At 36.5% G+C, this 25058-nt stretch carries 15 protein-coding genes and 3 pseudogenes; 7 read left to right on the top strand and 11 right to left on the bottom strand.

What is annotated here, in order from left to right; translation table 11 throughout:
* Nucleotides 1-131: 131 nt before the first annotated feature.
* Together MSBR3_RS05995 and MSBR3_RS06000 are read left to right on the top strand one after the other, a co-directional pair.
* Nucleotides 132-524: a hypothetical protein gene (locus MSBR3_RS05995; protein ID WP_048107125.1), complete on the top strand. Its 393-nt coding sequence runs from the start codon at nucleotides 132-134 to the stop codon at nucleotides 522-524.
* Nucleotides 525-593: 69 nt separating this feature from the next.
* Nucleotides 594-818, top strand: a complete 225-nt coding sequence (locus tag MSBR3_RS06000) for a hypothetical protein (RefSeq protein ID WP_048107126.1) — start codon at nucleotides 594-596, stop codon at nucleotides 816-818.
* Nucleotides 819-1002: 184 nt separating this feature from the next.
* Here the strand turns inward: MSBR3_RS06000 and MSBR3_RS06005 are convergent, their stop codons facing one another.
* The 3 genes from MSBR3_RS06005 to MSBR3_RS06015 form a co-directional block, all read right to left on the bottom strand.
* On the bottom strand, nucleotides 1003-1326 hold the full coding sequence (locus MSBR3_RS06005) for a hypothetical protein (protein WP_048107127.1): 324 nt from the start codon (nucleotides 1324-1326) through the stop codon (nucleotides 1003-1005).
* 328 nt (nucleotides 1327-1654) lie between these two features.
* Nucleotides 1655-2914, bottom strand: coding sequence for a hypothetical protein (locus tag MSBR3_RS06010; protein ID WP_155396740.1), 1260 nt, complete (start codon nucleotides 2912-2914; stop codon nucleotides 1655-1657).
* Nucleotides 2915-2988: 74 nt separating this feature from the next.
* The gene (locus tag MSBR3_RS06015; protein ID WP_048107129.1) at nucleotides 2989-3306 is read right to left on the bottom strand and encodes a hypothetical protein; all 318 of its coding nucleotides are present in this window, start codon (nucleotides 3304-3306) and stop codon (nucleotides 2989-2991) included.
* 1299 nt (nucleotides 3307-4605) lie between these two features.
* Here MSBR3_RS06015 and MSBR3_RS06025 point away from each other — a divergent pair.
* Both MSBR3_RS06025 and MSBR3_RS06030 read left to right on the top strand, forming a co-directional pair.
* Nucleotides 4606-6213, top strand: a complete 1608-nt coding sequence (locus MSBR3_RS06025) for a hypothetical protein (RefSeq protein WP_048107131.1) — start codon at nucleotides 4606-4608, stop codon at nucleotides 6211-6213.
* Between the two features lie 2 nt (nucleotides 6214-6215).
* Nucleotides 6216-6584, top strand: a complete 369-nt coding sequence (locus MSBR3_RS06030; RefSeq protein ID WP_048107132.1) for a hypothetical protein — start codon at nucleotides 6216-6218, stop codon at nucleotides 6582-6584.
* 725 nt (nucleotides 6585-7309) lie between these two features.
* Here MSBR3_RS06030 and MSBR3_RS06035 read toward each other — a convergent pair.
* The 4 genes and pseudogenes from MSBR3_RS06035 to MSBR3_RS06045 all read right to left on the bottom strand — a co-directional run.
* Nucleotides 7310-8275, bottom strand: coding sequence for a hypothetical protein (locus MSBR3_RS06035; RefSeq protein ID WP_048107133.1), 966 nt, complete (start codon nucleotides 8273-8275; stop codon nucleotides 7310-7312).
* A 278-nt stretch (nucleotides 8276-8553) separates the two neighbouring features.
* Nucleotides 8554-8775, bottom strand: a pseudogene (locus MSBR3_RS20075) (argininosuccinate synthase); the annotation flags it as partial.
* A 281-nt stretch (nucleotides 8776-9056) separates the two neighbouring features.
* Nucleotides 9057-11042, bottom strand: coding sequence for a hypothetical protein (locus MSBR3_RS06040; RefSeq protein ID WP_048107134.1), 1986 nt, complete (start codon nucleotides 11040-11042; stop codon nucleotides 9057-9059).
* A gap of 302 nt (nucleotides 11043-11344) precedes the next feature.
* Nucleotides 11345-11698: pseudogene (locus tag MSBR3_RS06045) on the bottom strand (argininosuccinate synthase); the annotation flags it as partial.
* 207 nt (nucleotides 11699-11905) lie between these two features.
* Between MSBR3_RS06045 and MSBR3_RS06050 the strand changes: the two are divergent.
* Nucleotides 11906-12298 (top strand): hypothetical protein, encoded by a 393-nt coding sequence (locus MSBR3_RS06050; RefSeq protein WP_048107125.1) that lies wholly within the window; start codon nucleotides 11906-11908, stop codon nucleotides 12296-12298.
* 601 nt (nucleotides 12299-12899) lie between these two features.
* Here the strand turns inward: MSBR3_RS06050 and MSBR3_RS06055 are convergent.
* The 4 genes from MSBR3_RS06055 to carA form a co-directional block, all read right to left on the bottom strand.
* Nucleotides 12900-16049, bottom strand: a complete 3150-nt coding sequence (locus tag MSBR3_RS06055; protein WP_048107136.1) for an NACHT domain-containing protein — start codon at nucleotides 16047-16049, stop codon at nucleotides 12900-12902.
* A gap of 290 nt (nucleotides 16050-16339) precedes the next feature.
* Nucleotides 16340-17527 (bottom strand): argininosuccinate synthase, encoded by a 1188-nt coding sequence (locus tag MSBR3_RS06060; RefSeq protein WP_048107137.1) that lies wholly within the window; start codon nucleotides 17525-17527, stop codon nucleotides 16340-16342.
* A gap of 617 nt (nucleotides 17528-18144) precedes the next feature.
* The gene (gene carB / locus MSBR3_RS06065; protein WP_048107138.1) at nucleotides 18145-21357 is read right to left on the bottom strand and encodes a carbamoyl-phosphate synthase large subunit; all 3213 of its coding nucleotides are present in this window, start codon (nucleotides 21355-21357) and stop codon (nucleotides 18145-18147) included.
* A complete protein-coding gene (carA, locus tag MSBR3_RS06070) occupies nucleotides 21357-22463 on the bottom strand; it encodes a glutamine-hydrolyzing carbamoyl-phosphate synthase small subunit (RefSeq protein ID WP_048107139.1) in 1107 nt (368 codons plus the stop codon). Before carA ends, carB begins: the two co-directional genes overlap by 1 nt.
* Nucleotides 22464-23382: 919 nt before the next feature.
* Between carA and MSBR3_RS06075 the strand changes: the two are divergent.
* Together MSBR3_RS06075 and MSBR3_RS06080 are read left to right on the top strand one after the other, a co-directional pair.
* Nucleotides 23383-24333, top strand: a pseudogene (locus tag MSBR3_RS06075) (ankyrin repeat domain-containing protein); the annotation flags it as partial.
* A gap of 201 nt (nucleotides 24334-24534) precedes the next feature.
* On the top strand, nucleotides 24535-25020 hold the full coding sequence (locus MSBR3_RS06080; protein ID WP_230627868.1) for a hypothetical protein: 486 nt from the start codon (nucleotides 24535-24537) through the stop codon (nucleotides 25018-25020).
* The last annotated feature ends 38 nt before the right edge of the window (nucleotides 25021-25058 follow it).

Consider the following 25058-nt stretch of genomic DNA (forward strand, 5'->3'; position numbering starts at 1 on the left):
TTTAAATAAATATATCTAATTGTACCTTAAATAGTTTATATACGGAAGATTTAAGATATTCTATAACTCAAAAATAAGTAAGGAAAATTATCTATTCACAATAAATCCATCTTCTGTGAGGGGGCAGAGTATTGGATGAAGAACTGAAATCCAAAATTCTAATAATTTTAACAATACTAGTTTTTGGCTACGGTTTTTATTTAAGTCTTGATGATGAATATGTTTTTGGAGCTTCCGTATCAGATGAATCTGTTTTCGAGGTCAACCTGACCACTGATGTTAAATATAAGTTTTTAATTGACGGTGGACTTCTTGGTGGCCCTTTGCATCTCGATGTTACAATAAGCAAAGGTTCTTACGTTCCTTTTGATGAAAGCTTTAAGACGGATCCTACGGATACATATAAGGTTTATTATCCTTATGAGCCGATGTTTACAGTAAAAGAAAATGGTACTTATCAGGTCCATGTCAATCCAGGTAGTTCTGGATCGTGTGATATTGCAATTTTTGACACGCACGGTTAAACTATTTAAAAATATATAGTTACTTTACATAAATAATTGTAATTCAGAAAAAGAAAAATTGAAAAAACTGTGATTTTTTTCAGATTTTGCAGGAGCCCTTCGCAGGGCCTTTTTGAAAAAAGTGATCTTTACCTTCTTGGGGAAGTTCTTCTGATTGAGGTGAGCCCTTCTTCACGTTCAATTCATTTAAAATATATTTCTCCGGCCGGCGGACTGCTGGAATCTACCCCGAGTACATTCGTAGATATTGAAAAACTGAAAGCCTGTGAGTTTCCTGGATGTAAAGGAGTTTAGAAGGAGCTCTTCGCAGGGCCTTTTTACTAAAAGTGATCTTTTTCCTTTTGGGGAGGTTTTTCTGATTGAGGTGAGCCCTTCTTCACATTCACTTCAGTTTTAATATATTTTTCCTGCCAGCGGACTGCTTAAATCTTCCCCAAATACGTTTGTCAAGAAAATATAGCTGAAAAACTTGATTTTATTACTTTGCTCTCCGTGCTAGAAAGGTAGAACTGTCTCCGAGATGAAACCTGAACTCTCCTTCCAGTAAGTCTTTTTCTTTTATTCTGACCCAACCACTACCAAAGACATGGTCACACTCATCAGTTCCTTCCCAGGTGAATTCGAATCTTTTGCCATCAGCATAATCAATGATCTTTCCATCTATATCACCATAAACTAAACCAAATTGAAAATGTCCCATGTTGTATGGCTCTATCACAATGTAAGCCTGAACTTCCATATTGAAATAATCCTCATCCCATAATTCCATCTCATAAATGTGCCACGTCCCTGTGAAGTCCATATTCTTGATTCTCTTTCCTTGAATAAAAACATCGCTATACAATATCATAAACTTGAAATTTGAGGAGACTATTAATTCGGTAAATTGCAGATTTAAAAGGAGCCCTTCGCAGGGCCTTTTTGCTAAAAGTGATCTTTCCCTTTTTGGGGATTTTTCTGACTGAAAGTGAACTACTCTTCACGTTCATTTCAGTTTTAATATATTTTTCCGGCCGGCGGACTGCTTAATCTTCCCCGAATACGTTTGTTAAGAAAAGAAAATTTGGATTTTGAATTTACTGAAAAAACGGCACAGGGCCAAAGATTACCTTTGCAGTATATTTTTAACTTTATCCTTGATCATTTTCTGAGGCAATTGCTAAAACATTCGTATATATTCCTCTTTTAAGATATTTGCTAAGTCCGTCTCCTATATTTTCTTCAGTATCATATTTAGTAGGCAATTTCAGGTGAAGATTTTTATACAAATCAAAGCGATACAGATCAAAGGTAGAGCGTAAGAGATTAGCATAAACTGAAGCTAAGTCAAGTAACTTTTCATATAACACGTGCCTAATAAATAAATAGCCTATCAGAAATATTATTAAGACAAGGGGAAGTAGTTTAGAATAAATTAGAGGGTTGTTATACAACATTGAGAAGATTAGGCTGAGTGCTATACCCCATATAACTGTATATATAGTTGTAAATGATATGTTCAAAATCTTTTTTTCGTCTAGTAAGTATGTAAAAAACAAATAGCCTATTACAAACATTATTCCTCCTAGAGATAGAAGAACTAGAAGCACTATAGAAGGAGTTAGACTGCTTAAACGAATATTTGAGAAAATTAGGCTTATTAGTATACCCCAAATAACTGTAGCTCCAATACTCCAAATAATAATCCTCGTATTTTTGTATACCTCTTCTAGAACCGAATTATGTAAGTTTCTCGCATTATCTGGTAAAACCATCCATAAACGAGGCCATACAGTAAATGTTTCGAGACCATAACGGATGTTTGGATATTCTTCTGCGGCACGTAATAAGTTTCCTAAGCGAGTAGGAAGAAGAGTATCTCTATCAACAGGATAATTATCGAGATAATCGTCTAGTTTAATGAGTTCTTTACGCAATTTAATTTCATCTTTAATTTCATTTTTCTCTGTACTTTCATTATTTTTTTGGTTTCCTTGTAATTTATCGTAACCTTGTAATTTATCGTAACCTTGTAATTTATCGTAACCTTGTAATTTATCGTAATCTTTGTAAAACTGTTCTTCTTTATCTTTTAATTCCTTTTTTATTCTCCCAGTTAATTTGGAAGATATATAAGTATCATTCCAATAATATCCCTCTAAAAGGCGAAAAAAGGGTATCTGAAACCATTCGACAATTGCGCTTGATAAAATGATAAGTAAAGATCCGCCTACAACTAAAAATACTCCCTGTCCAAGACTGATTTCATTAAAAAACCTATATAGGTATTCCCAGTCCCATCCTACGTTTATGAGTATTAAAAGTGCAGTAATTCCCCAAAATAAAAAACTTGGAGGAGAAAGTATTTTTTTCTTCCATTCTTCCGATAAATTATCGGAAACGATTCCCAAATAATTTTGAAACATTTTAATTTTCCATTGAGTTTATTTATCGTATACTTTGCTGATCTGTCTCAATTAAATTTTCAAAGATTTTCGCCTTTTTTTGGCACGAGCGGCACAAGTTCTGTGTTATCAAAGATGCACCGTTGGCCTTTTACGCGCTGCTTTACTATTCTATTACATGATGGGCAGCGGACTAAATCACCCATAGGTATGAATCTTGTTCTGTTTCCTTGAGGGCCTCTTTCTCCATATTCTATACTACTCTCTACTGAATAAAGACGCATTAATTTCGTCTCATCTTTTTTTGTTTTTACTGGAGCAAATTCTTTCCGGTCTTTTGAGGTTTCTTCCCCGGTGTTTCCATTTTCAGAACTACTATTACTTGAATTAATTACCAAAATTTCAACAACCTCATTGGCTGATTTATGGAATTACATATTTTTTTTCATTAATGTTTATTTTTTTAAACCATTTATGATATACAACAAGAAAATATATATCCTTTTCATGCATCTTCGATTAAGTGAGGAAGTAGGAAAAATGAAAGTGAAAAACAGAGGTTTTCCAGATTTAAAAAAATTTATAAGGAGTCCTACGTAGGGCCTTTTTGATAAAAGTGATCTTTCTCTTTGGGGATTTCGTGATTGAAGTGGACCCTTCTTCACGTTCATTTCAGTTTTAATATATTTCTCCGGCTGGCGGACTGCTGAAATCTTCCCCAAACAAGGTTGTAAAATCAAAGTGAGAGTGAAAAACAGAGGTTTTTCAGAGTTAAAAGAACCAGATTTATAAGGAGCCCTTCGAAGGGCCTTTTTGACAAAAGTGATCTTTCCTTTTTGGGGAGAACTTTCTAATTTAAGTGAACTTCTTATCACGTATATTTCAATTAAAATATATTTCTCTGGCTGGCGGACTGCTGGAATCTTCACCGAAAACGTTTGTAAAATCAAAGTTAAATCGAAAGCTCGTGAACTTTGAAGATTCCAAAGAGTTTAGAAGGAGCCCTTCGCAGAGCCTTTTTGATAAAATTGATCTTTACCTTTTTGGGGATTTTGTGATTGAAGTGGACCCTTCTTCACGTTCATTTCAGTTTTAATATATTTCTTCGGCCGGCGGTCTGATGGAATCTTCCCCAAACATGGTTGTAAAATTAAAGTGAGATTGAAAAACCGTGACTTTAGCAGATTTAAACTGAGTTTAGAAGGAGCCCTTCGCAGGGCCTTTTTGCTAAAAGTGATCTTTCCCTTTGTGGGGATTTTGTGATTGAAGTGGACCCTTCTTCACGTTCAACTCAGTTAAAATATATTTTTCCGGCTGGCGGTTTACTGAAATGCTGAAAGCTCCCTCGAATATGTTAAGAAAAGCAGAATTGAAAACCTGAGAGCTTTTGCAGATTTATAAGGAGTGCCTTGCAGAGCTGATTGTTTTATTTGTCAGTAATTTTTCAGGAAGATCATTCATTGTTATCCTTTTTTTCTATTGAGTGACGTCAGCGTTTTTATAAAAAATTGTTTTAATAAGGAATTATGTGTTTATTATTAGTAATAGCTGATTTAAAAATCTTTTTTAGGCTTTATTAATAATGATATCCCGTTAAATTTCGAAAAGATATTATATATTGTTTGTATTTTTTTAATGTTGATTACTTTAATCTTTAAAAGTTGATCCCAATAACGATTGCCAAGTGAGGTAATACTGTGGCTACAAATAAAAATAAAATAGACCCCCGATCTACCAGGCTTGTATGTGCAAAACTCTATGAAGGAGGGTTACTTAGTTCATATGAAATATTTAGTAATATTAAACGAAGACCATGCAAAGGCAAAAGTCCAGAGTTCGAATTAGATATAGATAATATTACGCAGCATGCAGAGGCAGCCTTCACACACCATATACAGTATACTTTAATAGCTATCTTACTTTCATTTCTGGCACTTATTTCCGGTTCTACACGATCTATTATTTTCGCGATACCTGCTATCTGCTTATTATCACTAAAAAGAGTTTGGGACAGAGATATTGCATTAAAACACTTTTCAAAAGGAAGTTATGATAGCAAGTATAATTTAAATAAGTCTTCAGACGAGTCAAACATAATAAAAGGGCTCTTAAAACCTTTTTGTAATTGGATGACAAAGAACAATATAATCTCTGAGGAATGTAAACAAAAAGATCAGAATGTTGTAATATTTGGAGATTATTTCCCATTTTTAGGTGCAGGAAAAAGAACCCGAAATTGGAATTTTGTAACTGATTTATCTAAACCAAAAAAAAGTTTAGATTCTTTAGTTGAATCACAGAATAACCAAGAAAAGGGAAATAAAACTAGTGAATTATCTTTAAGAGAATTGTACGAGGCAGTGTATAAAAGAATAAATGCAAAAAATCTTCCGAATCTTTCATATAAATTTATCTTATTTGCAGATGGGAATAAGGAAGATGAAGTCAATTTTCTACTAAAAGATAAGTTAAAACCGTGTGCATACGATGAAAAACTTCAAGCACTTACTGACCAATTAGTAAACGAATCAAAGGAAAGTGCTCAGCCTGAAAATATTGAATCGTTTTTTGAGATTTGTGAAGAAGGCATCTTCAAGGACTATAGGACATATTTGAATATAAGTCACCATGACAAAAACAGATCAACATTACTCTCTACATTTCTCCGCTTTTCAAAAATAGAAAATGAGTTATTCGCAGAGTGTTCTTTTTACGTTTTAACTCCAATTGACGAAAATATATATAATATAGATAAACTTCCAAGGAGCAGTAATTTCTTTATTAGCTCTACACTTATTGCTGCTGGTCTGATAATAGTTTATATTCTATTCTCCAAGTTGCCATATCTTGGATCGTTGTCCACTATTATTTCAGCTTTAGTTTTGCTTATTTTTTCTGTTCGTCCATTAGTTGAGATATTGGCACTCAGAGCTAAAGAAACAGAGTATAATTTTGATATTGAAGAAGTTATGAGAGGAGAACCTCACAACTATGGACTTTTGCAAACATTCAGGGAGACAATTTCAAGCTCTGATTACAAGAACTATTTTGGTGCTCAAGATATCATACTGATCCAAAATACTATAGAGAATGCTATTATAGACTCTGTAGCAGACTTATTAGATGCTAAAGGAATAGACACGTCTTTTATTAGAAGCGAAATGGTTTCCTTTATTAACAAAGGAATAATGCAGTTTGGTGGGAAGATGGAAAATTCACAAGTTGCCTTTGGAGATGGAATTAAAGTAGCTCAGAAGATGCAACAATTTACGCAAAAGGTATTTAATGCTTCTAAGGAGGCTTAAAAATGAATAAAGGGATAATACAGTTTGGCGGAAACATGGAAAATTCACAAGTTGCCTTTGGAGATGGAACTAAAGTAGCTCAGAAGATGCAAAAAAACATTAAGGTTATAGAAGAGGAAAACAAAAAAGATATAGAAGATGATTTTGAAGCTATCAAGAGACAGTTAGAAGACTTAAACTCAAGGTTATCAGAACATAAAAGTTCTCTGGATGAGTTGGGCAAAAAGACTTTAATTCTTGAAACTGAGCTCAAAGAGAAGAATCCCAATAAAGAAAGGATTAAAAGATGTCTAACAGAGTTATCTTTGATAGCTTTCCAAACTACAACCACCACGAATAATCTGTTGCATATATTATCTGCGTTCAAGTAACATTAAAAGCAGTAGTCAAAGTGATGCATTACTAAAAGCGATAGTGTTTATGAAATAAATATATTCTTTAAATCGGCCAGGAGTGGAAGTTTTTCTATATCTGGCCATTAATCTCAATATATTTAATATATAAGTACTGTTAATAGTAGTGATCTGAGAAATTAAACTTTTTTAGTTTTTTCGAATTGATTTAATTTAAATATATTTTTCCTGCCGTCCGTTCTCTTAAATCGTCATCAAATTTTTATGAAAAAACCAGAGAAAATTGAAAACTCACGATTTATACAGATTCAGAGGGAGTCTTTCTCAAGGCCTTTTGAAAAAAGTGATCTTTCCCTTTTGGGGAGGTTTTTCTGATTAAAGTGAACCCTTCTCCACGCTCATTTCAGTTTTAATATATTTTTCCGGCCGGCGGACTACTCAATCTTCCCCGAGTACGTTTGTGAAGATAAAGTTAAGAAAAGAGAACCAAAAACACATGATTTTTGCAGTTTTATAAGGGTGATTTTGTAGGATTATTAGATTAATCGATTATTTTTCCTCGTGAGGAATTTTCTGATTCAAGCGACATTTTTCAGGTGAATTATAGGACTTATCCCAAAAGCTATTTCATTTCTACTCATTGGCAATTTCTATAATTGTTTTCATGATGAGGAGTTTGATCGGTTATTCTGATACAAGATTCAAGAAACAAATTAGAGTTTTTGGGATGTTTTATATAAACTTTAAAACTTTGGATCATTAATTTCAGCGTCACAAAATGGATTTGGATAAAAAGTAATTTTATCCCATTTACCTCGGAAAAGCACGCCACTTACATTCTTCATTTCTGTCTCTGAAAGAAATATCCCTTCAGTGCGATCATATAATAATTTATTAATATCAATCTCATCAATTGACGGCTCGCAACAATCTAGAGCAATTATATAGTGAGCTTTCCTATGTTCGTCACCAAACGAGTTTCTTTTAGCCGCTTTATCGAGTAATCTTGCCTTAATATAATCGCACAGTATATCAGTAGGAACCTCAATGTAGTCTGAGGAAATAAATCTTGGATATCCCTTTCCCGAATCAGTTCTTTCTATTGTAAATGTGAGGCTCTCAGTGTCGATTACATCTGATGGAGTTTTAAATGTATTCTTTGTTAGTTTCTCTTTGAATATTTCTTCAAACATATCTAATGACTTTTCAACAAGATCTTTTTGAATATGTCTTTCAATACGTTTCATCCTAGGTATTGATAATTCTGTATTTAGAGACACATCAACCCGATAAGGGTGAGATTTTAAAATTTCTCTAAGACGACTTAGTATTATGTCTGTAATATGTGGATTTTCGTTGACCCTCGTCACCTCTACATAAGAAGTAATAACTTCATCTCGAAACAGTATGTCAGGTGATTTACTTGGCAAGTAATCATCAGGTAGTAGTTTTAGTTCCTTTATTTCTTTGTTCTTTGCTATTAATAACGCGAACTCTAATTCAGAGAGTATTGAACTAAATTTTTTCAAAGTTTTTACATCTTTTAATTTTTCTTGAATTCCTTCGCATTTATAAGATATCAGTTCTGAAATTAGGTCATTAAGGTAAAAAAGATAACGTGAATTATGTATGTATTCTTCAAAAATTACATTTTTCAAATAAAGATTATCTATTAATGCCCAAGATAAATTTGGATATTGTTCATTCATAGTGCTAAACTATAATTAATACAATATGAAAATTATGAAAAAACAATTTTCTCTCTTCTTCAAAATTCTCTTGGGAAAGGCCCGTGCTACGCACGGTGACAATAAAGGCTTAAGACAGCTATTATCGCACTCTGGAAAAGCTAAATCTATTAAATTACTCTGGAACTATGAAAATAGAAAAAGAATAAAACTTAAAAAATAGCCAGAAATAAGTCAAAAAAGAGAATAATTGTCCTGCCTACTGAAAAAACAGGCAGGAAAAGAAATAAAATTCAAATTCACTGCTTATCCATCACTTTCCTGTACATCCTCGCCTGGAACCCGTGATACTTCGCAAACCCTTCTGCATCCTTCTGGTCAATGGTCTGGCTGTTAAAGGAAACAAGGTCTTAGGAATACAGGGCGTTTGGAGAGATAAAGGTCAAAATTGTGAGGGCGCCCTTGTAAAGTTTGACTTTAACTGAGCCTGTTATCCTTACTTGGAATTTGTCGATAATTCTATCAAAATATATTTTCCTGCCTGCGATTTGCTTAAATCTATCCTGATATAGTTGTAAAGAAAAGGAAATTTAAAAATCCTTGATTTTTGTATATTTAGAAGAAAGAGTGCTTTATAAGCTGTCTTTTAGATTAAGTTATTCCTTTTTTGAGAGGGCTGTTTTAGATCAAAAGTAGATTTACGCGTTAATTTTGATTTGCGGATTCTTTTCGTTCCGTAAATCTAAATGTGAAACGAGTCAGAATTAAAGACGGGAGTCTTTTATTCAAAGATTTCTTTAAATCAATATTCAAGTTCAAATTCTAAGATGCTAAATATAATTTTTTTGCTATTTTTGTTCAACTTCCTCCAATTTTCAATTTTTCTTTTAAAATTAGCGCAAACTTTTATTCCTTCCCTATTAATCTCTTTTATTCTCTCATCACTAACACCAGAATAGACTATGATCCAAGGAACTATCTTTTTTTCAGAGTTATTCAAAGCGTTTATTTTGTTCTTAACTTGTTTTATAACTTTTTGTGGATTATGTATAGCTACTTTACACTCGAATAAATGAATGAATTCTCGGTCTTCTAAATAAATATCTATCTGCTCATTTTCCAGTATAGTATCACAAGAAATTACGTCACAAGTTTTCATATTATTTTCTGCTAGCCAATTAAAAAATAAATATTCGAAAAATTTGCCTTTTGTATCACTCATGAACCGATCTTCTTGAGTTTTAAGAGATTGAACAACGTATTTATTAGGTTCATAGGATGTCTCAATAGTGGATAATTCCCCATTGACTTCATCCTTAGTAAAAACGTTTTCTTCGTATGTGTAAGTAAATTCTGGATATATTTCATCATCAAAAGACCGTGGAATACTTTTGTTTGATAAGTAGTCAATAAAAACATTTTTATCCACAGTAATCTCTTTTATTTTTATCATCCCTTCATCTAAATAATTTTCTATACATATTTCCGCCTCGTAATGTAAAGATCCTCCAAAACCAGAGCAGTCTGTTGCACAATCCAAAAAAATCAACCATCCAGAATAATCTGAAATACCGGTGCTTCCAAAAGCTTCAATTAAAATTCCATAACTGTAATCATAACACTTTTCTCCTACTCGATGTTTAAATCTCAGAACAAATATCTCTTCCTCATTGATTAGATGTCTTTTCTTTTCGATATTACCTATTAAAATTGATGTAAATGCAGGAATTCCATTGAATATTGAAGCTTTACTACCATCTAAAACATCGACTTCATACCACATAAAATAATAGTCAAGCTTTTTGTATACTGATTTTTTATCTTCTTTAGAAAGGTATTCTGGATCTTTTAATTTGTATGTTACAAAATAATTTTCAATCAAATTTTTATTAAAGTTTTGGCAAACTAAAAGGGCATCAAATAGCTTATTAAAATTTGATTTCTTTTTTAATTCATTTTCAAGATGTTCAATTATTTCACTCTTGATCATTCTAAAAAACCCATCTAAGGAGGCCCAATAATCTTTTTTACGTTTTTTTGGCATAAGGCTGAACCTTGAGAATTTATCAGTTTCCTCTAAAGGATAAATTTCATGTGCTAGGTGTAAGTTTTTTAGTGGAGAATCTAGAAACTTCTGTTCCCCAAGCAAAACGTACCATAGATATTGCAATGTGTATACGTACCCTAAATATGATCTATCAACTTGTTTCTCTGTTAGATCTGATTTCAAAATTGGAGCTATTTTATATGCTAATGGAACGCCATACTGCAGATCGTTTAAAAATATGCAAGTTTTTAAAATTGTTGCTGAATTTAAGGCATAGTTCTTAGGAAGCCCATTGACTGGAACAATATGATTTTCATAAATTTTCTCGAATGATTTCAGTAAGTCCACAATATCTTTAATGGACGCAGTTATTTCGTCCCAGTTAGTTGAGTTTCTAATTTTTTTTGATCTCTCTAAAATATTTTTTATGAAAATTGTTTTTTCGCATGTATTTGGTATATCGTCGATATTAACTCCAACAAATCTTGCTCTATAAAAAATATAATCTTCTTCTATACCAAAGGAATTTTCAAGAATAATTGTATCAATTAAACCTCTAAAACAAGTATTTAAGAAGAAAACGTATCCATCTAATAATTCGTTATAGTTTACTAGACTGTGGTAATCTTTTAACCACTTTTTAAAAGAAGTTAAATCGGCCACTATATTCAATATATTATAGTATGAGAAAAAATCGTCAGCATCTCGGCTTTCAAGCTTTATATCTTCTTTACTTACCACCAGCTTACACCAATAATTCTATACCTCCAATATTTAAAATAACTTTCTAAAGATGTGTTATTCATTCTGCTCTACAGCTTTTAATTTGATTTTCGGACAATGATTCTGAGAAGGCCGCTCTCCTTCGTCGAGCGTTGAGAGCTCGGGGTATAAAATTAGATATTAAAAATGTAATCTGCTTATAAGAAAATTCAAGAGACTTACTGCCAAGCAAACAATAATCAAAACAGAAAAACGATTGGAGAATATAACTTAAAAAAGAGAAGTCCATTCCTTAAAAGGAACAGACAAAACTCACAACTTTATTTCTTCATAACCTTCTGGTACATCCTCGCCTGGAACCCGTGATACTTCGCAAACCCTTCTGCATCCTTCTGGTCAATTGTCTGGCTGTCAAACGAAACCAGGTCCTCGGAATAAAGCGCATTCGGTGAGCTGCGGGCAAGGATCGTGAGGGCGCCTTTGTAGAGCTTCACTTTCACTGTACCTGTAACCCTTTCCTGGGACTTGTCGATAAAGGCGTTCAGGTCGGCATAAAGCGGCTCGTCCACAAGACCGTAATAGGCAAGTTCGGACCACTGGTCGTCTACGATCTTCTTGAACTTGAGTTCGCTGCGGGTCAGGACGAGTTTTTCGAGGTCGGCGTGGGCTGTGATATGAAATAAAAATTAGTTTCAGGATAGTTCTTAGTAGTATATAGATATCTTGAGGATAATTTTAACTTCTGCTAAATTTAAATAAATATATCTAATTGTACCTTAAATAGTTTATATACGGAAGATTTAAGATATTCTATAACTCAAAAATAAGTAAGGAAAATTATCTATTCACAATAAATCCATCTTCTGTGAGGGGGCAGAGTATTGGATGAAGAACTGAAATCCAAAATTCTAATAATTTTAACAATATTAGTTTTTGGCTACGGTTTTTATTTAAGTCTTGATGATGAATATGTTTTTGGAGCTTCCGTATCAGATGAATCTGTTTTCGAGGTCAACCTGACCACTGATGTTAAATATAAGTTTTTAATTGACGGTGGACTTCTTGGTGGCCCTTTGCATCTCGATGTTACAATAAGCAAAGGTTCTTACGTTCCTTTTGATGAAAGCTTTAAGACGGATCCTACGGATACATATAAGGTTTATTATCCTTATGAGCCGATGTTTACAGTAAAAGAAAATGGTACTTATCAGGTCCATGTCAATCCAGGTAGTTCTGGATCGTGTGATATTGCAATTTTTGACACGCACGGTTAAACTATTTAAAAATATATAGTTACTTTACATAAATAATTGTAATTCAGAAAAAGAAAAATTGAAAAAACTGTGATTTTTTTCAGATTTTGCAGGAGTCCTTCGCAGGGCCTTTTTGCTAAAAGTGATCTTTTCCTTTTTGGGGATTTTGTGATTTAAGTGAACCCTTCTTCACGTTCATTTCAGTTTTAATATATTTCTCCGGCCGGCGGACTGCTCAATCTTCCCCGAGTACTTTTGTTAAGAAACAAGTTATGAAAAGTGAAAGTGAAAAACTCTTAATTTTTGCAGCTCTATAAGGGGCATTTTGCAGGGCTTCTTTAGATTAAGCGATTCTTTTCCTCTGGGGGAGGTTTTTCTGATTCAAATGATGTTTTTTCAAGTGAATTATAGATGAAAAAATGCCTATTGACTGCGAAATAGAAATATTCTCCATATTTTATAGTTTTTTTAGGATTGCTTTCTTTCACACTACTCATTTCTTCTTGAATGACATAGTTTTATTTACAAATGAAAGGTTTAAGTGGATTTATTTTAGTAGAAAGTGAAATTTAAATCCTATTAAAAAGTATATCTGATCATTGTTAGTATATTAATAGTAATTTTATTGGAGTAATATTTCTTGAGAACATTTTTTTACTAAATGAATCTCATTTGCTGCCCATTTTTCGATATATATTCTTTGTTCATGTGTAAACTCCATTGTATTCAGTTCGATATTTAATTCTTTTAAAGTACACCTACCTAATCGAGTCAGGTAAATTACTTTTAGTGAGCCAAAAATATTGAAAGCTCCTGTGATATAACTTTCAAGTTCAGCATCTTCTTCTTTAGAATGACTTTCCATTAAAATTTCAAAAAAATATGCTAAAATAACAAAAGTACCAAATAATGAATCATATATTTGTCTTAATGAGATATCTTTAGGAAATTTTTTATATATTCGCATAGGAATATTATATGGTCTATCAATTACTCTTCTTTCTTTTAGCCTCATTGACCTTTTTAATTCAAATTTCATGCGCCTAATCGCAAAGCTATGATTTAATTCTAAGCAATGCACAGGTTGTAATAATGCTAATCTTCCTATTTCCCCTAGCTCCTTAATATCAATGGAAGAGTGTCTAATCAACTCGCCGAATGACATAGAGAAAATTCCAGAAAATGTCATTCTTGGCAACATTGTAAATTTATAATCATAAAACAAAGATCTAAATCCATAAATATTCACAATGTCCTCTATGGATATTTTATTCATGCGATAAAATTCAATTCCAAAACCTAATTCCTCCTTAATGAGTTCTTTGGTGCTATCAGAACACCTTTCTAATGTTCTGTTTTTTAAGTTATCCCAGAAATCTGGATTGTTTTTCCTGAATGTATTATCTTTAGAAAAAAAGAAAAAGTTTTTTTCAAGGTTTAGGCAGATCTCGAGCGACAAAATCGATTTATTTTTAGTACCTTCACATATATTGTTTACTAGCAAATTTTCTATAGTATCTCCAATGACTTTTCTATTGTCAATCATTGAATTTTCTATATTGTAAATGAGCTCCATCGGACTAATAACTTCTTTTACTTTAGTAATCTTTTTATCTATATTTGCTATCGCTTTCTCTTCTTCGAGAAGTTCAATTCCAAAATCAATTGAAAAGTTAAAACAAACAGTGATGATTTCTCTAGTAATTTTGGGGTTTGGAACAATGAATCCTAAACATCTTGAAGCAAAAGAAACCAAATTAAACTTCTCTCTGGTCTCAACTTTGTCAAACTCTTGTAGTAAATCTATAAATAATTTGTCACCATCTTCTGATTTTTCATACCTTACTTGAAAAGCTAATTGTGCAACGTTATCCCATTCTCCCTTACAAATCTTTGGCAACAAAACTTCACATAATTTATCATCATATTTTCTAACTATCCAATCTGCTGTGAAATACTCTAAAAAAGTTCGGTGAGTAAATTGATAAATATTTTCTCCTCTTTTTGTTGTACCAGTGTCAGTAAGAATCCAAGCTCTACCTCTACAAAAACTAATGAAGTCCTTAGCAGCTTCTTCAGCTTCGTACTCATTTTCATACAATTTGTCTAACAGATATTCTTTTGTTTTATCTATCAATTTATCTTCGATCATGCCTTTTTGCAATGATTCATTCGTAAACATTGTATAAGCTAAATATGACACGAGAGGTTTGATTCTTGTTCTAGATATTAAAATAGAAGGTGAAATTCCTCGAGTTTTATCCCATTTTTCAAAAAGCATTTCAGAACATTTTTTATAAACTTCAGGTCTGTTTGCTGGAATATAGTTCTCTTCTCTGTAAATGCTACACATTAATGATAACATTAGAGAATTTGAACGAATATCTGAGACAATTCTGCTTTCTCTCAGGAATGATTCTACCTTTTTCTCTTTTTCAGTAAGCGTTAAATCGGGATCCAAGGAAAACCATTTATTTACATACTCTTCGACCTGTTTGTTGTCAAAAGGAGCTAACTCAATTTTTTGGAACATATCATCCCGAAGGGGAACCTGCTCATATCCAACTTTACGAGATGTTACAAGAACGGGGACTGAAGGATAAATTGTACAAAAAGATTCAATTTCATCTATAATTCTTGCTCTATGCCTTGTATCAAGAAGCTCATCAAGCCCATCAAAAATAAGCAACGCATGACCATTTAAAAGAAGATATTCAAAAGTGCAATTTGGGACATTTATAAGTTGATAGTAAGAGTGAGCTTCTTTTTTTATAAAGTCTAGTATTGAAACTCCATTCTGAGAATTTTCTATTTGATACTCCCGAAGAGTAACAATGATAGGTACATCACAATTCCCTGGACAAACTTTCTCTAAACTTTTAGTTACAATATCATAACTAATTTTCTGTGCGAAAGTGCTTTTTCCTGCTCCTGGATCGCCCAAAAGAACTACGCGATATAAATTAGGTAGAAGTTGATCTATATTAATTAACCCTTGGTAATTGTAATATTTTGATGTCAGATCTAAAGATTCATCACTTTCGGAATCTGATCTCATTTCTTTTTTTAATAGGAAATTTGGACATACGTAAATATCATCAATGAAGGGTCTTATATTAGTATAACTTTCAGACCTAATTATCTCAAAACGTTTCTTTATAACCTCACAGTATTTTTCTATAAACCTATGTATCTCACGTGTACTTGGTTGATGCCTTCCTGAAAGAAATTCTATGTTTTTGTTTACAGTATCTAGTTGATCGGTAAGTATTTTGAATCTGTATTTTGATTTAGCTTCGTGAGCTGACAGTTCACCCATATTTATAGCCTTATCGAGTGTTATTTCACATCCCGTTATTAATACTGTAAAAATTTTTGAGGCTATTTTAGAATCATTTTTCTCATTAGTTCCAATGTATTGTGAGAAAAGTAAATTGAATTCTTTTTTAATATCTTCAAAACTCACGTTCTTTTCTATAATGCAAGTTTCCAATGGATACATCTTAACTGCATATATTTGCCTTACAATTGATTCAACTTCAGGAGATTTTAGAAATCTGTAAATATCATCTCTCTTTATTTTCCCAATTTCTTCTTCACTTATTATTTCTTCAAGAATTGATTCAAAACTAGTCTCCTTAATTATTGAGTTTACAACTTCTTCTTTTTCAAATAAGAATCCATTGATTTTTTCACTTGAGTATCCAATTAAGTATGAAAGCCCATTGACAAATAATCCTAAAGAAATATCTTGAATGAAACTTAAGTCCATACTTTCTAATCTCCAAAATAATCTGTTGAATCTCAATATCATACGAAACAAGGATATATGTAATTTTTTATTTATGTTTAAAAAGAAAGGCCCGTGCTACGCACGGTGACAATAACGGTTTAAGACAGCTACTACTGCACTCTGAAAAAGCTAAATCCATTAATTACTCTGGAACTACGAAATAGGAAATAATTGAAACTCCACAAGTAGCCAGAAATAAGTCAAAAAAGAGAATAATTTCCCTGCCTACTGAAAAAACAGGCAGGAAAAGAAAAATAAAAATTACAAATTCACTGCTTATCCATAACCTTCCTGTACATCCTAGCCTGGAACCCGTGATACTTCGCAAACCCTTCTGCATCCTTCTGGTCAATGGTCTGGCTGTCAAAAGAAACCAGGTCCTCGGAATAGAGCGCATTCGGTGAGCTGCGGGCAAGGATCGTGAGGGCGCCTTTGTAGAGCTTCACTTTCACTGTGCCTGTAACCCTTTCCTGGGACTTGTCGATAAAGGCGTTCAGGTCGGCATAAAGCGGCTCGTCCACAAGACCGTAATAGGCAAGTTCGGACCACTGGTCGTCCACGATCTTCTTGAACTTGAGTTCGCTGCGGGTCAGGACGAGTTTCTCGAGGTCGGCGTGGGCTGCCAGGAGAACGGTTGCAGCCGGGTGCTCGTAGTTCTCACGGGCTTTTAAGCCAAGCACACGGTCTTCAATCATGTCGGTCCTGCCGACTCCGTTTTCGCCTGCGATTTCATTCATTTTCTTCACAAGGGCGTAGCCGCCGAGCTTTTCGCCGTCAAGGGAGACAGGGACTCCGGCTTCAAAGCCGATGTCAACAATCCTGGGCTGGTCAGGAGCTTTTTCAGGCGAGGTTGTCCACTCGTAGATCTCTTCGGGCGGGACAAAGGAAGGGTCCTCAAGCCTGCCGCCTTCGATGCTGCGGCTCCAGATGTTTTCGTCAACGCTCCAGGGCTTGGACTTTGTAACTTCGACCGGGATTCCATGCTCTTTTGCGTAATCGATTTCCCATTCGCGGGTCAGGTTCATTTCACGCATCGGGGCAATAACATCGAGGTCGGTCTGGCGGAAAACGGCTTCGAAACGGAGCTGGTCATTGCCTTTTCCTGTGCAGCCGTGGGCAAGGGCAACTGCTCCTTCTTTTTTGGCAGCCTCAACCACTTTTTTCGCAATCAACGGGCGGGCAATTGAGGTTCCCATTACATAGCCTTCGTAGCTTCCGTTGGCTTTGATCAGGGGGAAGACGTAATCTTTAACGAATTCTTCCTTTGCATCGATCGTGTAATGCTTGTTGCTGATCTTGTTGGCTTTTGCGTCTGCCCTCTTGATTTCCTCTTCAGGCTGGCCGACATCGACTGAAATTGTAACTACTTCGTCGTATCCGTACTTTTCCTTGAGGATGGGAATGCACACTGAGGTGTCAAGCCCTCCTGAATATGCAAGTGCAACTTTCTTTGCCATGCTTTTTACTACCCCTTGCTTAATGGATATATGATGTGATAAGAATCAAAATGATTGACATGTCAATCCAGTGACATGCTAATGAATTGATACATTGTGGATTCATTCGTTAATAAACTGGTTTGTTAAATAGACGGTTCGTTAAATAGATTGATTCGTTAAATAGATTGATTCGTTAAATAGATTGATTCGTTAATAAACTGATTCATCAAGTGAACTGATTCGTTAATAAATTGATTCATCAAGTGGACTGATTCGTTAATAAGATTAATTAATTAATTAATTAATAAGATTGATTCCCTAACAGATTGATTTGGAATAATAAGTGACATGTTACAGATTTGCATGTTAACGGATCAGTAAATTCAGTAGGGTAAATAAGGTTAATAAGTTTAATAATTTTGGTAGCAGGGCATTTAATTCCTGTATTTGACAGCCAGCAGCAGGTAGATTCAAAAACTAATCATGTTTTGTCGGAGGATGTAAAAGCCACCCTGCCGACTGTGATTTACACGTAAATTTCCCGTTGGCCGACGTTTTTTATTAAGCAGTACTCTTACTCTTCAACAGGTAATCTTAAAGAGTTACCTGCTGACAGCTTTTTTCGTTACTTCAACTTACTTTTCCATCTCTTTGTGGTACTCGTTGATGGACTTGATCGTAAGTTCCTCTCCCTTCTTCATAGTCTCTATGGCAGCAGCTGCGGCTATTGCTGCCTGCAATGTGGTAATGTACGGGACCTTGAAATCAACAGCTGCCCGCCTGATCCTTGAACCGTCCCTGCGAGACTGTTTGCTTGTCGGGGTATTGATTATAAGGTCAACTTCGTCCCTGCGCATCATATCTATCACATTCGGGCTTCCGTCATGGACCTTTTTCACTACATCCATGAAGACCCCGTGCTGTGCAAGATAGTTTACAGTGCCCTGCGTGCCCATAAGTTCGAGGCCTGCTGCCTGAAGTTTCTTTGCAACGTCTACAAGTTCGGTTTTGTCTGCATTCCTTATGGAAAGGAAGACTTTTCCTGTAAGAGGTAAGACGTTGTCGGCTGCAAGCTCTGCCTTATAGTATGCCCTCCCGAAGTCGTAGTCAACACCCATGACCTCGCCAGTGCTTTTCATCTCAGGACCGAGGACAGGGTCTGCACCTGGCAATTTATCGAAAGGTAGGAGGACTTCCTTAATCGAGACATGGTTGGGTTTTGGCTCGTCCGTGTAGCCCAGGCTCTTTAAGCTGTGTCCTGCAATTACCTTGGCTGCAATCTTTGCAAGCGGGATTCCAACGGCTTTTGATACAAAAGGAATTGTCCTGCTTGAACGTGGGTTTGCTTCAAGCACATAGACCTTCCCATCTTTTTCTGCCATCTGTATGTTAATCAAACCCTTGACCCTGAGGGCAAGAGCTATCTTGCGGGTATAATCCCTTACCTGGTCAAGAACCTCAGGCGAGAGAGATTGAGGTGGAATTACACAGGCCGAGTCTCCGGAGTGAACACCTGCTTCCTCGATGTGTTCCATTATTGCACCGATCAGTACGTCTTTCTGGTCGCAGACCGCATCCACATCGATTTCAGAGGCTGCCTCAAGGAAATCATCAATCAGTATCGGGTGTTCGTGAGAGACCCTGACTGCCTCTTTCATATAGCGTTCAAGGTCGATTTCATCGTATACGATTTCCATTGCCCGCCCGCCAAGTACGTAGGAAGGACGCACAAGTACAGGGAAACCGATTCTCTTTGCAACCTCGATTGCTTCCTTATGGGAAGTTGCATATCCGCCTTCAGGCTGTGGAACACCAAGCTCCTGCATAAGGAGATAGAACTTTTCCCTATCTTCGGCAAGGTCCATGTCGTCAGGGTCCGTGCCCAGAATCACGGTATTAAGGTCGGTCCTGCGCTTCAATTCCTGCTTGAGGGGAATTGCAAGGTTCACTGACGTCTGTCCTCCGAACTGCACAAGGACTCCATCAGGCCTCTCGCGCTCGATTACGTTCATCACATACTCAAGGGTAAGAGGTTCAAAAAAGAGCTTGTCTGAGGTATCAAAGTCCGTAGATACGGTTTCGGGGTTGTTATTAATGATATGAGTCTCTATGCCTTCTTCCCGAAGCGCAGTAACTGCATGCACAGTACAGTAGTCAAACTCGATTCCCTGTCCAATCCTTATCGGGCCTGCTCCAAGAATAAGAATCTTCTTCTTATCTGTGGAGTTTGTCTCGCAGTCATCTTCGTAAGTAGAATAGTAATAAGGAGTAGCCGCTTCAAATTCGGCTGCACAGGTATCTACCATCTTGAAAGTGGCCACAAGACCGGCAGCATGTCTGAGATCACTTATCTCCTGGCTGGTTTTTCCAGTCAGTTCGGCAAGGCGGGTGTCCGGGAAGCCCATCCTTTTTGCTTCACGCAGGAGTTCAGGGGTAAGTTCTTCTGCCCTGATTCGCTTTTCCATCTCAACGATCTTTTTCATCTTTGAGATGAAGAAGGGATTGATGCTCGAAAGCTCGGCAATTTCCTTTACCGACATGCCCCTCTCAAGCGCATGGAAGAGCACAAAAAGGCGTTCGCTTGTAGGAGTCTTCAGGAGAGTTTTAATTTCAGGTTCTTCCCATTGTTTTATTCCTAACTGGCTATCGATATCCAGGGACTTGAAAGCCTTTAGCAGAGATTCTTCAACAGTCCTGCCAATAGCCATGACTTCTCCCGTACTTTTCATGGCTGTGGTCAGGGTTTTGTCTGCAGTTGTGAATTTGTCAAAAGGCCACCTGGGAATTTTGGTAATTACATAGTCCAGAGCAGGTTCAAAAGAGGCAGGAGTGCTCTTGGTAACATTATTTATAATCTCATCAAGTGCCATTCCAATTGCGATCTTTGCAGTTACACGGGCAATCGGGTAACCCGTAGCCTTTGATGCAAGGGCTGATGACCTTGAAACCCTTGGATTTACCTCGACAATGCGATAATCGCCTTCTTTCAAGGCGTACTGAATATTGCACCCACCTTCGATCTTCAGGGCGCGGATAATCTTGATTGAGGCACTCCTGAGCATCTGGTGCTCTGCATCGCTTAAGGTCTGGGAAGGAGCAACAACTGCCGATTCTCCGGTGTGCACGCCCATAGGGTCGATATTTTCCATGTTACAGATCACGATACAGGTATCGTTTGCATCTCTCATGACCTCATATTCGACCTCTGCCCAGCCAAGCACACTTTCTTCTATGAGTACCTGGTTGATACGACTGCGCCTGAGCCCACGTTCAGTGATTTCGAGCAGCTCTTCTTTTGTGCGGGCAATTCCGCCTCCTGCACCACCGAGAGTGTAAGCCGGACGGACAATTAGAGGAAGCCCGAGTTCTCCGACAACGTCTTCAGCTTCTTTTAAAGAATTAACTGCACGGCTTAAGGGAACTTTTTCCCCTATCCTGATCATCGTCTCTTTGAAGAGTTCCCTGTCTTCAGTGTTTTTAATAGCTTCAACAGGAGTCCCCAGGATCTCGACTCCGTATTTTTCGAACACACCATTTTCTGCAAGTTCACTGGTAATATTAAGGCCTGTCTGCCCCCCAATGCCTGCAATAATCCCGTCAGGGCGCTCTTTTTCAATAATTTTTTCTATTATCTTGGCATCAAGAGGCTCGATATAGACCGAATCAGCCATTTCAGGATCGGTCATTATAGTTGCAGGGTTTGAGTTTACAAGAACGACCTTTACCCCTTCTTCTTTTAAGGACCTGCATGCCTGGCTGCCTGAAAAGTCGAATTCCGCAGCCTGCCCTATAGTTATTGGCCCTGAGCCTATAAGCAAAACCTTCTTTATGTCCTCGCGTTTTGGCATTAAACCTCACCTCCGAGGACCTTTACAACCTTGCCAAAGAACGTTTCCTCGGTATCCATCGGCCCTGCCTGGGCTTCGGGATGGAACTGTACACTGAAAATATCCAGATCTTTGTGGGAAACCCCTTCTACTGTCCTGTCATTTGCGTTCAGGTATTTTACATAGAGCCCTGTGCCGTCAAGGGAGTCAGCATCGACTGCATACCCATGGTTCTGGGAGGTTATGAAGATCTTGTTTTCAATCAGGTCCTTTACTGGCTGGTTTCCACCCCTGTGCCCGAATTTCAACTTATAGGTTTTTGCTCCCATAGCAAGGGAAATAATCTGGTGCCCGAAACAGATTCCGCAAACTGGAATCGTGCCTGCAAAAGCCTTTACGGCATTGATTGCATCCGTTGCTTTTTCCGGGTCTCCTGGCCCGTTTGAGATAAAAAGAAGATCAGGTTCGTAACCTGCAATTTCCGAGGGTTTTGCAGTTGCAGGAACCAGAGTAAGGTCAATTCCCCGTTTGTGAAGGTTGTTTATGATATTGCGCTTAATCCCAAGGTCAACTATAACCGCATGTTTGCGTTTGCTGCCGCCTTTCCAGGCGCCTTCTGCTCCGGGAATGAAATACGGCTCTTTACAGGTTACAAGGGAGATCAGCTCTTCATCAGTGAGCTGTGGAGAGTTCCTTGCTACATCAACAGCCTCTTCTCCGTCGTCGCTGCCTGTGATAAGGGCAGCCCTCATGGTTCCGCGCTCCCTTGCCCTGATAGTGAGCATACGAGTGTCCACACCTTCAATTCCTGGCTTTCCTTCATCCTCTAAGAATTTGTGGATAGAACGGGATGACTTATAATGGTAAGGTTTTTTGCAGGCCTCCCTTACAACAAGCCCTTCCGCATGCATATTATCGGACTGGACGCGCTCCCCGCTGACACCGTAGTTTCCGATAAGGGGATAAGTAAACATTAAAATCTGACCCTTGTAAGAAGGATCTGTTAGAGCCTCCTCATATCCCGTGAATTGAGTGGTAAAAACAAGTTCGCCGCAAGCTGTGCCTTCGGCACCAAAACCGGTGCCCCTAATAACTGTTCCGTCTTCTAAGCCTAGTACTGCTTTCATCATCTGAACCTGCGAGTAAATGTCATAAGACATGTATAAGTGTTGCGATGAATTTCCCTATTCCTTGAATTACTGGTATTTCTTGAGTTTTTTAATATATAAATCTTTCAATTAAATTATACGCCTGATAAATGGGCCTCTTCAGCCTGTTTAATATTTGAATTTTCAACGCAAGAGCTTTCTAAACTTGAAACTGTTTGGGATATTATCATTTTCATATAAAATAGAGAGGTTCAAATTCTTTGCCGTGACTAACAATAATGCCTTTGCCGCGGACATCTCATGCGACAGGATAGAATTTGAAAGTCTCATTTTAGAGAAAAAAACTGAAGAATCTTGCATGCCACATATAATCTTTTGTTCTGCTTCTCACCTTAGGGCAGATGTATCAAAAAAGGATTATACTTGAAAAGGGAAAAGCTTTGCCAAATATTACAATCCCGGAAAGACGGAAAGAAAAAGCATAAAGAAAAAGCATAAAGAAAAAGCATAAAGAAAAAGCATAAAAAACAGAAAAAACAGAAAAAACATAAAGAAAAAACAGAAAAAACAGAAAAAACATAAAGAAAAAACAGAAAAGTTATACTCTTTTTTCGTTGTCTCACACTTTTCTATTGCTGGTAGTTACGTAATATTTTAGAATATAATTCTAGATCCATATAACACTAGACTCGAGACCGAAAACAACAAAAATGACAAATGCCTCTGAGGAGTTTGACAGGCCAGCCAGAGAAAATATTAAAAAAGCTTTTGAAAGGAAGAATTGATAACCTGAGTCAATATATATTAATATAATTCGTGGTGCTGAGTGATAAAACTTATATTTTCTTCGAGTTAAAATTATATTTTCTCTAAATAATAATTGTATTTTTGGTTCCATGCGAATAGAAAATCCCAGGATATCTAGAATCCGGTCAACATAAAACATTCGATATTTCAGGAGAAAATATTGATGGACTTTATATCTAATTTATTTGGTAAAGATAAAAATCAGAACCTTTTCGAGGCTTCTAAGTTAGGGCAGGTAAAAAACGTAGAGAAACTTCTGAATAGTGATAAAGTTGACATTAACTCGCAGGACACATACGGTAAAACTGCTTTAAATTATGCGGTCAATAAAGGATACAGAGACGTTGTAGAAGTGCTTATTAAAGGCGACGCTGATCTTAATATTCAAGATGAAAACGGGGACACTGCTTTAGTTTCTGCGGTAAAAATCGAACGTGGGGATATTGTTGAGTTGCTAATTAAAAGCGGTGCCGACCTTAATATTCAGGACGGAAACTGCGAGACTGCTTTGAAGTTTGCGGTAAAAGTAGGATACAGGAGCATTGTTGATCTTCTTCTTGAAGGTGGAGCCGATCCTGATATTCAGGACAGGAACGGTGAAACTGCTTTGATTTCTGCTGCAGATAGGGGACAAAAGGATATTTTTGAACTGCTAATTAAAGCTGGAGCAGACGTTAATCTTCAGGACAAAAACCTTAATACTGCTTTGATTGCTGCAACAAAGATCGGACATAAAAGTATTGCTGAGTTACTGGTTAATGCAGGGGCCGATCTTGACGTTCAGGACAAAAACGGCAATACAGCCTTGATTTATGCAGCAGATAGAGGGTACAGGGACATTGTAGACCTGCTTCTTGAAAGTGGTGCCAATCTTAATATTCAAGAAGAAAACGGGCTTACCGCTTTGATGTTGTCGGTGCAAGCAGGGCGTACGGACATTGTTGATTTGCTTATTAAAAATGGTGCCGATTTTAATATTCAGGATGAAAATTGCAATACTGCTCTGGATATTGCGGAAGAGATGGGACTTAACGAGATTGTTGATTTGCTTATTAAAAGCGAGTCAAGTTCAAGGTCCTGACTATTCAAAAGGATAAACTCTATAGGGTCACTACAGTGAGAAATACAACAAAATAGGTGTAATAGAATAAGGCGCTTATATAGAATAAGGCACTTATTCAAAATCATCGGAATTTTTGATTACAGTGAAGAAAATAGGAAAAACCCTCGTATGAAAAAGCCCTCGTATAATTGATATACCATCGTGACAATCCTTACTGCTATGAATGACAGTAAACCCGAAAATTCAGCTTTACCTTCTCACTTAACTGACCGTGCAGACCGCAATAAGGCCCTTGCCGGAAATCTCACTCCTACTTACGAATCGGTTTCTTTTTCAAATCCAGTCCTTGACCAGTTCAGGGGGCTTATGCCTGATTTCAATAAACGTCTTTCGTCTGACAGAGATCTTGGACTTTCTTCTTCTGATCACCTCCGCTTGAGTCAGGAAACTCTTCCAAGGCTTGTTTCCAGCTCATTTACCGGAATCAAATCTGCCGGTCATTTGGAATCCGTACTCGAAAGCTCAAGAATACCTGTAGGAAAAGGGCTTGAGATCTTTCCTGACCTGCCTGGAAGAATGCTGACAGAGTCAAGGGTCTGTTTCCTTAGCGCAGACCACCTTCCTATGGCTCCTCTTTCAAGCAGGCTTTTAACGCTCAGGCAGACTGAAGATAGGCTGAATGAAGTTGAAAAAGACAGGGAATAAAGAAAGAACTGAAATGATAGGGAAAAATATATTTTCTC

Origin of the sequence: Methanosarcina barkeri 3 (assembly GCF_000970305.1) — an archaeon.
GTDB classification, from domain to species: domain Archaea; phylum Halobacteriota; class Methanosarcinia; order Methanosarcinales; family Methanosarcinaceae; genus Methanosarcina; species Methanosarcina barkeri_A.